This is a genomic window from Pseudomonas sp. UBA7500, assembly GCF_002478435.1.
In the GTDB taxonomy this organism is placed as follows: Bacteria; Pseudomonadota; Gammaproteobacteria; order Pseudomonadales; family Pseudomonadaceae; genus Aquipseudomonas; species Aquipseudomonas palmensis.
This window is the reverse complement of record NZ_DLNW01000028.1, coordinates 198,474-210,823: the sequence shown is the minus strand read 5'-3', so window position 1 is coordinate 210,823 and position 12,350 is coordinate 198,474. Positions and strand designations below refer to the sequence as shown.

Here is a 12,350-nt window from a genome sequence, read left to right as displayed (position 1 = left end):
TTCTTCAAGGAACACACCCATGAATGCAGCCCTCAACCACGGCACCGCCCAGCGCAGCGCCTCCTACTACACCGCCAGCCTGAACGACACCACCCAGTACCCGACCCTGCAGGGCACGGTCGAGGTCGACGTGGTGATCATCGGTGGCGGCTTCACCGGCGTGGCCAGCGCGGTGGAACTGGCCGAGCGCGGCCTGAAGGTGGCCATCGTCGAAACCAACCGTATCGGCTGGGGCGCCAGCGGGCGCAACGGCGGCCAGGTCACCGGCAGCCTGTCGGGTGACGAGGCCATGCGCAAACAGATGCGCAAGCGCCTGGGCGATGACGTGGACGATTTCATCTGGCAACTGCGCTTTCGCGGCCACGACATCATCCAGCAACGGGTCGAACGCTATGCCATCGACTGCGACCTCAAGCACGGCCACCTGCACGCGGCCATGAAGCCTGCGCACATGGCCGAACTGCAGGCCTTCGCCGACGAAGCCCAGCGGCGCGGCATGGGCGAGCAGGTGCAGATGCTCGACCGCGAGGCGGTGCGCCAGCACCTGGACAGCCCGTTGTACCTGGGCGCGCTGAAGAACCTGCGCAACCTGCACCTGCACCCGCTCAACCTGTGCCTGGGTGAGGCGCGGGCGGCGCACCAGCTGGGGGCGCTGATCTTCGAGAACTCCGAAGTGCTGGAGATCGTGCATGGCGACAAACCTGCGGTGGTCACGGCCAAGGGCCGGGTCAACGCACGCCAGGTGATGCTGGCCGGCGACGTGTACCACAAGCTGGAAAAGCCCCAGCTCAAGGGCAAGATCTTCCCGGCCATGGGCGGCATCGTGACCACCACGCCACTGGGCGAGCTGGCCCGCAAGCTCAACCCGCAGGACCTGGCGGTGTACGACTGCCGCTTCGTGCTCGACTATTACCGCATGACCGCAGACGGGCGCCTGCTGTTCGGTGGCGGGGCCAATTATTCGGGACGTGATTCGCGGGATATCGCGGGGGAGCTGCGCCCGTGCATCGAGGCGACCTTTCCGGCGCTCAAGGGCGTGCCGATCGAATTCCAGTGGAGCTGCGCGATGGGCATCGTGGTCAACCGCATTCCGCAGTTGGGCAAGCTGTCGGACAACGTGTGGTACTGCCAGGGGTATTCGGGGCATGGCATTGCCACCAGCCACATCATGGGCGAGATCATGGCCGAAGCGATCACCGGCACATTGAGCCGATTCGATACCTTTGCCGGCTGCAGCCACATCAAGGTGCCGATGGGCGATGTGCTGGGCAACCCATTGCTGGCGGCGGGGATGTGGTACTACCAGATGCTTGAGAAGCTGCGTTGAAAACATCGCGGGTCAAGCCCGCTCCCACAGGGATCACTACTGTCCTTGTGGGAGCGGGCTTGACCCGCGATGAGGCCCGAAGGTTAAACCTCAGGCGATCTTCTTGAGGCCCAGCTTCTTCAACTCCTCATCGCGCAACTCGCGCCGCAGGATCTTGCCCACGTTGGTGGTAGGCAAGGCATCGCGGAACTCGATCAGGCGCGGCACCTTGTACGCCGTGACATTGGCGCGCATGTGCTCCATCACCTGGTCCTTGGTCAGGGTCACACCCGGCCGCGCCACGATGAAGATCTTGATCAGTTCGCCCGATTTCTCGTCCGGCACGCCAATGGCGGCGCACTGCAATACGCCCGGCAGGGTCGCCAGCACGTCTTCGAGTTCGTTCGGGTAAACGTTGAAGCCAGACACCAGAATCATGTCCTTCTTGCGGTCGACGATGCGCATGTAGCCATCGGTCTGGATCACCGCGATATCACCGGTCTTGAGCCAGCCGTCGGCATCCAGGATCTCGGTGGTCGCCTCTTCGCGCTGCCAGTAGCCCTTCATCACCTGCGGGCCCTTGATGCACAGCTCGCCGATTTCGCCCAGCGCCAGCTCCTTGCCATTGTCGTCGATCACCTTGCACAGGGTCGACGGCAGCGGAATGCCGATGGTACCGATCTGGTTGTGCTCGGCCGGGTTGACCGCCGCCACCGGGCTGGTCTCGGTCATGCCGTAGCCTTCGCAGATGGAGCAACCGGTGACGCTCTTCCAGCGCTCGGCCACCGCCACCTGCAGGGCCATGCCGCCCGACAGGGTGAGCTTGAGCCCCGAGAAGTCCATCTTGCGGAAGGTCTCGTTGTTGCACAGGGCCACGAACAGGGTGTTCAGGCCGACGAAGCCGGTGAACTTCCACTTGGACAGTTCCTTGACCATCGCCGGCAGGTCGCGCGGGTTGCTGATCAGGATGTTGTGGCTGCCGATCAGCATCATCGCCATGCAATGGAAGGTGAAGGCATAGATGTGGTACAGCGGCAGCGGCGTGATCAGGACCTCGCAGCCCTCGCCCAGGTTCGAGCCCATCAGCGCACGGCATTGCAGCATGTTGGCCACCAGGTTGCGGTGGGTCAGCATCGCACCCTTGGCCACACCCGTGGTGCCACCGGTGTACTGCAGCACGGCGACATCGCCGCTGTCGGGGCTGACTTCGTTGACCGCCTTGCCCTGCCCCTTGGCCAGCGCATCGTTGAACTTGACGGCCTTGGGCAGGTGGTAGGCCGGCACCATCTTTTTCACGTACTTGATCACACTATTGATCAGCAGACGCTTGAGCGGTGGCAGCAGGTCGGCCACTTCGGTGACAATGATGTGCTTGACCTGGGTCTTGGGAACGACCTTTTCGGCCAGGTGGGCCATGTTGGCCAGGCACACCAGCGCCTTGGCACCGGAATCGTTGAACTGGTGTTCCAGCTCCCGCGCGGTGTACAGCGGGTTGGTGTTGACCACGATGAGCCCGGCGCGCATCGCACCGAAGACGGCCACGGGGTATTGCAATACGTTTGGCAGTTGTACCGCGATGCGGTCACCGGGCTGCAGGTCGGTATGCTGCTGCAGGTAGGCGGCAAACGCCCCCGACAGCTCATACAGCTCGCCATAGGTGAGGGTCTTGCCCAGGTTGCTGAACGCCGGCTTGTCGGCGAAACGCTGGCAGGACTGCTTCAATACCGCTTGAATGTTCGGATACTCATCAGGATTGATTTGCGAGGCAACCCCGGCTGGGTACTTATCCTTCCAAAAGTGTTCGATCATGGAAGCCCACTCCTCCAGCAACAGCGAAATCTTCTCCGCAGTCGACGCGATTATTATTGATATGTGATGACGGATTGCTACAAACCGAAGCATCAGAAGCGCGCCGAGAGTAGCAGCTTTGCCAGAGGGCGCCTAGAGCCAAAGTGGGCCGCAAAGTCACATAAATGACTAAAGAATACCCAGTAGTCATTTTTAGAGTAAAGGGTCTATTCAGCAAAAGCTTCGCCGGCAAGGCCGGCTCCTACACGGCAAAGTAGGAGCCAGCCTGGCCGGCGAATGGCTTTCAGGCGATATCGCGCAATTCCCGGCGCAGGATCTTGCCCACCGGGGTCATCGGCAGCGAATCACGCAGCACGATCTGCTTGGGCACCTTGTAGCCAGTGAAGTTGGCCTTGCAGTAGGCCTTGAGTTCCTCGACGCTCACGCCGCCATCGCGTGGCACCACGAACAGTTTCACCGCCTCGCCGGAACGCTCGTCCGGCACTCCGATGGCCGCGCAGTTGGCCACCTTGGGGTGCGCCATCACCACGTCCTCGATCTCGTTGGGGTACACGTTGAAGCCCGACACGATGATCATGTCCTTCTTGCGGTCGACGATGCGCGTGAAGCCGTCCGGGTCGATCACTGCAATATCGCCGGTCTTGAGCCAGCCCTGCGCATCGAGCACCTCGGCGGTGGCGTCCGGACGCTGCCAGTAGCCCTTCATCACCTGCGGCCCCTTGATGCACAGCTCACCGCGCTCGCCCAGGGCCAGCTCGTTGCCGTCATCATCGATCACCTTGTACGCCGTATCGGGCAGCGGTATGCCGACCGTACCCAGGCGCGCCTGCTGGCCGTAGGGGTTGGTGCTGGCCACCGGCGAGGTTTCGGTCAGGCCATAGCCTTCGACGATGCGACACCCCGTGATGCTCTCCCAGCGCTCGGCAGTGGCCTTGACCAGCGCCGTGCCGCCGGAGTTGGTGACCTTCAGCGAGGAGAAGTCCAGGTTCTTGAAATCCGGATTTTCCATCAGTGCCACGAACAGCGTGTTCAGGCCCAGCAATGCCGAGAAGCGCCACTTTTTCAGCTCTTTGACAAAGCCCGGTATGTCGCGCGGGTTGGTGATCAGCACGTTGTGATTGCCGGTGACCATCATGCACATGCAGTTCGCGGTGAAGGCATAGATGTGATACAGCGGCAGCGGCGCGATCATCACCTCCTGGCCTTCCTTGATCATCCTCTGCCCGTCCGGCCCCAACTGCGAAAAGCACGCCAGCACCTGCAGCATGTTGGCCACCAGGTTGCCGTGGGTGAGCATCGCGCCCTTGGGCAGGCCGGTGGTGCCGCCGGTGTACTGCAGCACCGCCACGTCATCGAGCGTCACCTGCACCGGCTTGAGCGCATGGCCACGGCCCTGGCGCATCACCTGCCGGAACGGCACCGCCTGGGGCAGGTGATACGCCGGCACCATCTTCTTGACCCGCGCCACCACGGTGTTCACCAGCCAGCCCTTGGCCAGCGGCAGCAGGTCGCCCATCTTCGCCTCGATCAGCACCTCGATGCCGGTATCGGGCAGCACCTCCTGCACCAGCTTGCCGAACATGTTCAGGTACACCAGGGCACGGGCGCCGGAGTCCTTGAACTGGTGGCGCATCTCGCGCGCGGTGTACAGCGGGTTGGTGTTGACCACGATCAGCCCGGCGCGCATCGCGCCGAACACGGCAATCGGGTACTGCAGCACGTTGGGCATCTGCACCGCGATGCGATCACCCGGGACCAGGTCGGTGTGCTGTTGCAGGTAGCCGGCAAAGGCTGCGGACTGGCGATCCAGATCGGCGTAGGTCAGGGTGACGCCCAGGTTGGTGAACGCCGGGCGGTCGGCGAAGCGCTTGCAGGAGCGCTCGAACACCTCCAGCACCGACTTGTAGACAGTCAGGTCGATATGTGAGGGCACGCCCGCGGGGCGCTTGTCATTCCAGAAGTCAGCTTGCATTTATTCTTGTCCTCATTCCTGAGCCTGTGGGCTGCCTGCATGCAGAAAATCGCATCGTGTGCCGACGTTAGCAGTTAAGCCGCAGGGGGCAAACATGCCAAGACCTGTCATTAACATTCTGAATCTTGTTGCCATCATCCGTTCAATTACACAAATGGGCTATACACTTGCAGGATCAGTCACTTGCGCAAGGGAACCGCCATGAACCACGACGTGTTCTGGCTGCCGGCCAGCAACCATTGCAGCCTGCATGTGTATCAATGGCTGCCCGTCGCGCCGATCCGGGCCGTGGTGCTGCTGGCCCATGGCATGGCCGAGCATGCCGGGCGCTACCAGCGCCTCGGGCAGGCCCTGAGCGCTGCCGGCTTCGCGCTGTATGCCCACGACCAGCGCGGCCACGGGCGCACCGCCGAACACGGCACCCTGGGGCTGTTCGCAAGCCACCAGGGCTGGGACAGCGTGGTCAACGACCTGGCCAGCCTGGCCCAGCACATCGGCCAGCAGCACCCCGGCGCCCCGCTGTTCCTGTTCGGCCACAGCATGGGCAGCTACATCGTCCAGGCCTACCTGCTGCACCACAGCGCCAGCCTGCAGGGGGCGGTGCTCAGCGGCTCCAACTTCCAGCCACCGGCGCTGTACCGCGCGGCCTGCGTGATCGCCCGCCTCGAAGCCTGGCGCCAGGGCCCGCTGGGACGCAGCGCCCTGATCGACTGGCTGTCGTTCGGTTCGTTCAACAAGGCGTTCAAGCCCAACCGCACGGCCTTCGACTGGCTCAGCCGCGACAGCGCCGAGGTCGACGCCTACGTGGCCGACCCGCTGTGCGGGTTTCGCTGCACCAACCGCCTGTGGGTCGACCTGCTGATGGGCCTGGAACACATCAGCCAGCCGCGGCACCTGGCACAGATCGATCCCAACCTGCCGATCCTGGTGATGGGCGGCGAATGTGATCCGGTGAGCGCCGGCAAGCGTCTGAAGGATCTGGTCGGCGCCCTGCGCCTTGCCGGCAATCAGCGCGTGCAATTGCAGCTCTACCCGCAGGCACGCCATGAACTGCTCAACGAAACCAACCGTGACGAGGTGACGGCGGCGCTCATCGCCTGGCTCGAGCAGGGGCTGACCCAGGGCCGCCCTGCCCGCAGCGAGTGATACAGTACGCACCTTGTCCGAACCTTGAAGGAAACAGCCTGCATGACCCAGGTCACCAACACGCCTTACGAAGCCCTCGAAGTGGGCCAGACCGCCAGCTTCAGCAAGACGGTCGAAGAACGCGACATCCAGCTGTTCGCCGCGATGTCCGGTGACCACAACCCGGTGCACCTGGATGCCGAATTCGCGGCCAGGAGCATGTTCAAGGAACGCATTGCCCACGGCATGTTCAGCGGCGCGCTGATCAGTGCCGCAGTGGCCTGCGAACTGCCCGGCCCCGGCACCATCTACCTGGGCCAGCAGATGAGCTTCCAGAAGCCGGTGAAGATCGGCGACACCCTGACCGTACGCCTGGAAATCCTCGAGAAGCTGCCCAAGTTCCGCGTGCGCATTGCCACCCGCGTGTTCAACCAGCACGACGAACTGGTGGTGGACGGCGAAGCCGAGATCCTCGCCCCGCGCAAGCAGCAGAGCGTCGACCTGGTGAGCCCGCCGCCGATCACCATCGGCTGATAGCGGCCCATGGCGCTGGTGACCGAGCACCTGCAGGCGGGCGGCCTGGTCGAGGCCTACTGGGTCAGGGCCAGCGCCGCCAGCTTTCCGCGTCATGCCCATGACGAGTATGTGCTGGGCGTTAACCTGAGCGGTTGCGAGCAGATCTGGCTGGACGGACGTGAGCTGCAGGCGGCGCCGGGTCAGGTGACCCTGTACAACCCGCTGGCGGTGCAGGCCTCCACCTTCGACCCGGCAGGCGTGGAGTACATCAGCCTGCACCTGGCACCCGAGGCGATTGCCCGGTTGGTCAGCCAGAACAACCTGAACAGCCCGCTGTTCGAGCAAGGCGTGTTCGACCAGCCTTCGCTGTGCCAGGCGATCGTGGCCTTCGCCCGTGCGCCGGCACACTCCGGCCATCAGGAGGAAGCCTTGTTGGCCCTGCTGGCGCAATGGCTGGAGCAGTCGCCCGGCAGGCCCGGCGAATACAGCCACGCATTGGCCCAGGCACTGCAGTTCATGCGCCAGCACCTGGGGCACAAGCTTGAGCTGGACGAGCTTGCGCAGGTGGCCGGGTTGAGCAAGTACCACTTCGTGCGCAGCTTCAAGAAGGCCACAGGGCTGGCACCGCTGCAGTACCACATGCAACTGCGCCTGATCGAGGCACGCCGTTGCCTGCGCGCCGGCCTGCACCCGCTGGATGTGGCCCAGCTTCTGGGCTTCTACGACCAGAGCCATTTCATCAACAGTTTTCGCCGGGTAATGGGCGCCACGCCCCATCATTACTGGCAGGCGTTCAAGCCTTCATAAAGCAAAAGAGCTGCTGGCGCAGCCCTGACCGGTCAATGCGGCAAAAAGCCTGCCGTCCCGTCCTTGGAACGTTTTGCCGTGCGCTTTTCCTTGGCGGTTTTGGCGGGTTTCTTCTTGACCGATTTTTTCGCATCCAGACCTTTCATGACAGGCCCTCCGCTGAGCGCGACACCTGCTTGCCGGTGACCGACTGATTATAGACCCGCCCCGGCGACCGGCGCGGCGAGGATGAATTCGCGGTAGCCCGATACGATCACGTACACCGCGAAATAGCAGAAGATACCCGCCGAGGCCAGGTACGACCAGGTCAGCAGACGGTCGCCCAGCAGGCGCCCGCCGTGGCTGGCCAAGGTGCACAGCGACGCGCACCACAGCAGCCCGGCAATGAAGAACCCGCTGAGAAACAACCCGGCCTCGAGCATGCCGCCTGCGCCGGAGCGCGAGATCAGCACCCCGCCGACCGCGGCAAACCACAGGATCGCGCTGGGCGAAGACATGGCCAGAAAGATGCCGCGCAGAAACTCGCGCCAGGGCGATTCGCGCACCACCTGCTGGCTGGTGTCCATATGCGCATTGCCGCGCCAGGCGGCCAGCAGCATCTTCAGTGCAAACCACACCAGCAAAAGCGAACCGCCCACCCACAACACCCAGCGCACGCTGGTGAACTGCAGCAGCACGGTCATGCCGAGCAATGCCGCCACGGCATAGATCAGATCCCCCACACAGGTGCCCAGCCCCAGCCAGAAGCCCTGCAGAAAGCCGCGCTGCATGGCCAGGGTGATCATGGCGATATTGGCCACGCCGATATCCAGGCACAACGACAGGCTGAGAAGAAATCCGTTGGAAAATGGCATGAAGGCTCGACTACCGACGATGAAGGGCAGGCGCCATTAGACTCAGTGAGGGAGGGTGGTGTATTGGAAGAAATTGCCGTGCTCAGGCCCGCGCGGCCCGCTCGAAGACCTCATCGGCCCATTGATTGAGACTCTTGCCTGCAGCCTGCGCCGCGATGCTGGCAGCGGCGTGCACCTCTGGCCGGATACGCAGCATCACCTTGCCAGAAGCCGGTTTCTCGGGAGCGATGCCCTGTTCAGCACAATCGGCCAGGTAGTCTTCAAGCGCCAGGCTAAACGCTTCATGCAGCGCACTCACGGAGCTTGCGTGAAAACTGATGATGTCTCGAACCCCGAGTACCCGCCCGACGAAGATATCGTCGCGTGCGTCGTATTCGACACGAGCCGAATAGCCCTTGTAAGTCATGCTGCTCATACCTGAACTCCTGCCCGCGAGAGAAATTCACGGGCTTCTTCAACCTGATATCGCTTGGCCTCTTTGCCTGGGTGCGGGCGGTGGCAGCGCCACTGCTGATCGCCCAGCACCAGCTTGAGCCTTGAGCCCTCACGCTCGATGACCCGCCCCCCAAGATGGAGAACCAGCGCTTCAATATCGGAGAAGACCACAGAAGAAAGGGTCGGTATCCGAAAAATGGCATCGAGGGTCTTTCGATATCGATTGTTCATCGGAAAATGCTATCAAAATAAGATAGCATTTTTTCCAAAGGAGTCATTCAGGATCTTTCAGTGACCCGACAGCACCTGCGCATACCGCTCCCGGTCGATATTGGCGCCACTGAGCACCACTGCCACCTTGCGCCCCTGCTGGCGCTCGCGCTCCTGCAACAACGCCGCCAGCCCCGCCGCACCGGCGCCTTCGGCGGTGTTGTGCGTGTCTTCGTGGAAGATGCGCATGGCGTTGGCGATTTCAGGGTCGCTGACGCGCACCACCCGCGCCGCGCCCTGGCGGATGATCTCGAACGCCTCGGGCAAGGGCATGCGGCATGCCATGCCGTCGGCGAAGGTGTTGGCGGTTTCGGTGGTGACGATGCGGTTCTGCTCGAAACTCGAGGCAAAGGCATCGGCCTCGGTGGACACCACCCCGACGATCTCGGTGTGCAGCCCCAGCAGGTCACGGGTACGAATCAGCCCGCAGATGCCCGAGCCCATGCCGATCGGCACGTACACGCAGTCCAGCGCCGGTACGGCCTCGAACAGCTCCAGCGCGTAGGTGGCCACGCCGCGGATCAGGTCCGGGTGGAACGGCGGCACGCTTTCATAGCCGTGCACCTGCGCCAGTCGCGCCGCCTCGGCCCGCGCCAGGTCGAAATCGGCGCCATGCTCCACCAGTTGCGCACCCAGCGCGCGCATGGCGGCATTCTTTTCCCGCGAGTTGCCCTCGGGCACCACGATGATGATCGGCAACCCGGCACTGCGCGCCGCCAGCGCCAGGCTCTGCCCGTGGTTGCCACGGGTGGCGGTGACCAGCCCGCGCACCGTGGGTGAGCGCGCCAGCAGCGCCTGCACGTACAGCAGCCCGCCGCGAACCTTGAAGGCACCGGTGGGCGCGTGATTCTCGTGCTTGACCCACACCTGGCAGCCCACGCGCTCGGCCAGGCGCGGCCAGGCGTACTGGGGCGTTGCAGGAACGCGGGTGTGTACCAGGCGGGCAGCGTCGCGCAGGGCGGACAGGTCGAACATGAGGCACCTCGATGGCCAGGGGAATTGACCTGATCCTAGTCGCGCCGCATTGTATGGGTGAACCCTTATATTGCATGGCCAACAATAAATGTGGACCCCCACCCTAGGCGACACCTCCCTGCCCCGCTACCTCGAACTGGTCGAGGCGATTGCGCGGGCGATCGAAAGCGGCGAGCTGAAAGTGGGCGAGCGCCTGCCGCCGCAGCGGCGCCTGGCCTGGAACCTGGGCCTGAACCCCAGCACCACCCAGCAGGCGTACCGCGAGGCAGCGGCCCGGCACCTGGTGTCCGGGGAGGTAGGGCGAGGCACCTACGTGCTGGCGGGCAGCAAGGAAGCCACGCTGTTCCGCCTCAAGCAACCCGGCCAGCAAGCGACGCAGATCGACCTGTCGACCAATGTGCCGGTGGCCGACGACAGCAACCCCGACCTGGCGCATGCCTTGCGCCATCTGCTGGAACAAGGCCCTGCCGGCCAGCTCGAGCATTACCTGGGTGCCGAACAGTTGCTGCGCGGGCGCCTTCAGGGCGCCGCCTGGCTGCGCCGGCGCGGCCTGCAACTGGACGAGCGCCAGGTGCTGCTGTGCGGCGGTGCCCAGCTGGGGTTGTTCAACGTGCTGCTTTCGCTGTGCCAGCCAGGAGACGCCGTGATGGTCGAGGCCTTGACCGCACCCGGTATCAAGGCGGCCTGTCGACAGTTGCGCCTGCCGTTGCACGAGGTTGCGCTGGACGGCCAGGGCATCCTGCCCGACGACCTGGACCGTGTCGCACGGGCCACCGGCGCGCGGGTCGTGGTGCTGACGCCGACCCTGCAGAACCCCACCGGCGCCTGCATGGGCGCTGCGCGCCAGGCCGCCATTGCCGCAGTGATCGAGCGCCATGCCCTGACCCTGATCGAGGATGATGTCTACGGTGCCCTGGCCGATACCCCGGCGCTGGTGGCACAGGTGGGCGGGCGCGGCGTGCTGGTCACCAGCCTGTCGAAGAGCGTCGCGGCCGGTTTGCGCCTGGGCTGGATCGTCGGCAGCGCCGAGTTGCTGGCGCGCATCGACCCGCATGCCCAGGCAACACACTGGCCGGTGTCGCCGCTGGACCTGGAGATCGCCTGCCGCTGGATCGATGACGGCACCGCGGCGCGACGCGTGGCCTGGCAGCGTGAAGAAGTGGGTCAGCGCTGGCGGATGGCCAGGCGGATACTGGGCAAGGCATTGGTGGGGGATGTGCCTTCGCCGCATGTCTGGGTCAACGGTGTGCGCGCCACAGCGTGCCGTGATGCCGGCGTGGCAGTGGTGCCAGCCGAGGTGTTCGCGGTGCGCCAGGGCGACCGGGCAGCGGTGCGCATCAGCCTGTCGGCGGCGCAGAGCCGGGCGCAGTTGAAGCAGGCGCTGGAAAGGGTGGCGGCAGTGGTTTCAGGGTGAGCGGGCTGCCCCTTCGCCGGCAAGACCGGCTCCTGCAGAGAACGCGATACCGGTGCCGGCGAAGAGGCCCTCCAATTCAATCGCAACATCCGGAGTGAAACCCCAGTCACCTTTTCTACACTGAACCTGCTCCCTTACCCACGGAAACCGGCATGAACCCGCTGTTCTACACCCAGGCCTGCGCCCACCTGGCCAGCCTCGACCCGAAGTGGGCCGCGCATATCGAGCGCATCGGCCCATGCCTGCACCAAACGCTGCCCACCCGCGACCCGTATCAGGCGCTGGTCAGGTCGATTGCCTACCAGCAATTGCACGCCAGGGCCGCCGAAGCGATCCTGCGGCGGTTCCTGGCGCTGTACCCCGGGCAGGCCTTCCCCAGCCCCGAGCAACTGCTGGCCACCGCGCCCGAGCAACTGCGTGCCTGCGGGTTTTCCGCGAGCAAGCTGGCCACTATCCAGGGCATCGCCCAGGCTCGCCTCGACGGCCTGGTACCCGACCATGAGCTGGCCCGCCGTCTCGACGAAACCAGCCTGATCGAGCGCCTGACGCAACTGCGCGGGGTTGGACGCTGGACCGTGGAGATGCTGCTGATCTACACCCTTGAACACATGGACACCCTGCCCGCCGATGACTTTGGCGTGCGCGAAGGCTACCGTCGCCTGTTCGCCCTGCCCGCCCAGCCCACGCGCAAGCAGATGCTGGAACTGGGCGCCCCGTGGAGCCCGTATCGCACCGTGGCCGCCTGGTACCTGTGGCGCGTACCCGCCACCGGATGAAACCCGGGCGAATTCCACCGCAAGACCCGGAGTGCCGCCCCGCACGGCACCACCTACCCTCACCACCTCGCCCTCAGCCAAGAGCCACACG

General features: G+C 64.4%; 12 protein-coding genes. 6 read left to right on the top strand and 6 right to left on the bottom strand.

The features are described 5' to 3' along the window. The first annotated feature begins 19 nt into the window (after positions 1-19). On the top strand, positions 20-1,327 hold the full coding sequence (locus B4I46_RS14180; protein WP_043864161.1) for an NAD(P)/FAD-dependent oxidoreductase: 1,308 nt from the start codon (positions 20-22) through the stop codon (positions 1,325-1,327). A gap of 90 nt (positions 1,328-1,417) precedes the next feature. On the opposite strand, the gene fadD1 is transcribed toward B4I46_RS14180, so the two are convergent. Continuing rightward, on the bottom strand, positions 1,418-3,115 hold the full coding sequence (gene fadD1 / locus B4I46_RS14175; protein WP_043864162.1) for a long-chain-fatty-acid--CoA ligase FadD1: 1,698 nt from the start codon (positions 3,113-3,115) through the stop codon (positions 1,418-1,420). Positions 3,116-3,398: 283 nt separating this feature from the next. After that, the gene (fadD2, locus tag B4I46_RS14170; RefSeq protein ID WP_043864163.1) at positions 3,399-5,087 is read right to left on the bottom strand and encodes a long-chain-fatty-acid--CoA ligase FadD2; all 1,689 of its coding nucleotides are present in this window, start codon (positions 5,085-5,087) and stop codon (positions 3,399-3,401) included. A gap of 201 nt (positions 5,088-5,288) precedes the next feature. Here fadD2 and B4I46_RS14165 point away from each other — a divergent pair, with 201 nt between their 5' ends. The 3 genes from B4I46_RS14165 to B4I46_RS14155 are packed head-to-tail and all read left to right on the top strand — an operon-like array spanning position 5,289 to position 7,535. After that, positions 5,289-6,233 (top strand): alpha/beta hydrolase, encoded by a 945-nt coding sequence (locus B4I46_RS14165; RefSeq protein WP_286900713.1) that lies wholly within the window; start codon positions 5,289-5,291, stop codon positions 6,231-6,233. Between the two features lie 42 nt (positions 6,234-6,275). Further along, complete coding sequence (locus tag B4I46_RS14160; protein ID WP_043864165.1) at positions 6,276-6,746, top strand: MaoC family dehydratase; 471 nt, start codon at positions 6,276-6,278, stop codon at positions 6,744-6,746. 9 nt (positions 6,747-6,755) lie between these two features. Beyond that, on the top strand, positions 6,756-7,535 hold the full coding sequence (locus tag B4I46_RS14155) for a helix-turn-helix domain-containing protein (RefSeq protein WP_078481628.1): 780 nt from the start codon (positions 6,756-6,758) through the stop codon (positions 7,533-7,535). A gap of 194 nt (positions 7,536-7,729) precedes the next feature. Here the strand turns inward: B4I46_RS14155 and B4I46_RS14150 are convergent, their stop codons facing one another. The 4 genes from B4I46_RS14150 to B4I46_RS14135 form a co-directional block, all read right to left on the bottom strand. Continuing rightward, on the bottom strand, positions 7,730-8,389 hold the full coding sequence (locus B4I46_RS14150; RefSeq protein WP_078481629.1) for a LysE family translocator: 660 nt from the start codon (positions 8,387-8,389) through the stop codon (positions 7,730-7,732). Between the two features lie 82 nt (positions 8,390-8,471). After that, entirely contained in the window at positions 8,472-8,804 is a 333-nt protein-coding gene (locus B4I46_RS14145) for a type II toxin-antitoxin system HicB family antitoxin (RefSeq protein WP_043864168.1), read from the bottom strand. Beyond that, positions 8,801-9,055, bottom strand: a complete 255-nt coding sequence (locus B4I46_RS14140; protein WP_081315179.1) for a type II toxin-antitoxin system HicA family toxin — start codon at positions 9,053-9,055, stop codon at positions 8,801-8,803. Before B4I46_RS14140 ends, B4I46_RS14145 begins: the two co-directional genes overlap by 4 nt. 57 nt (positions 9,056-9,112) lie before the next feature. Next, positions 9,113-10,069 (bottom strand): threonine dehydratase, encoded by a 957-nt coding sequence (locus B4I46_RS14135; RefSeq protein WP_054914950.1) that lies wholly within the window; start codon positions 10,067-10,069, stop codon positions 9,113-9,115. Positions 10,070-10,157: 88 nt separating this feature from the next. Here B4I46_RS14135 and B4I46_RS14130 point away from each other — a divergent pair, with 88 nt between their 5' ends. Together B4I46_RS14130 and B4I46_RS14125 are read left to right on the top strand one after the other, a co-directional pair. Beyond that, positions 10,158-11,483 (top strand): PLP-dependent aminotransferase family protein, encoded by a 1,326-nt coding sequence (locus tag B4I46_RS14130; protein WP_286900677.1) that lies wholly within the window; start codon positions 10,158-10,160, stop codon positions 11,481-11,483. A 152-nt stretch (positions 11,484-11,635) separates the two neighbouring features. After that, on the top strand, positions 11,636-12,259 hold the full coding sequence (locus tag B4I46_RS14125) for a DNA-3-methyladenine glycosylase family protein (protein WP_054914952.1): 624 nt from the start codon (positions 11,636-11,638) through the stop codon (positions 12,257-12,259). Positions 12,260-12,350 lie beyond the last annotated feature (91 nt).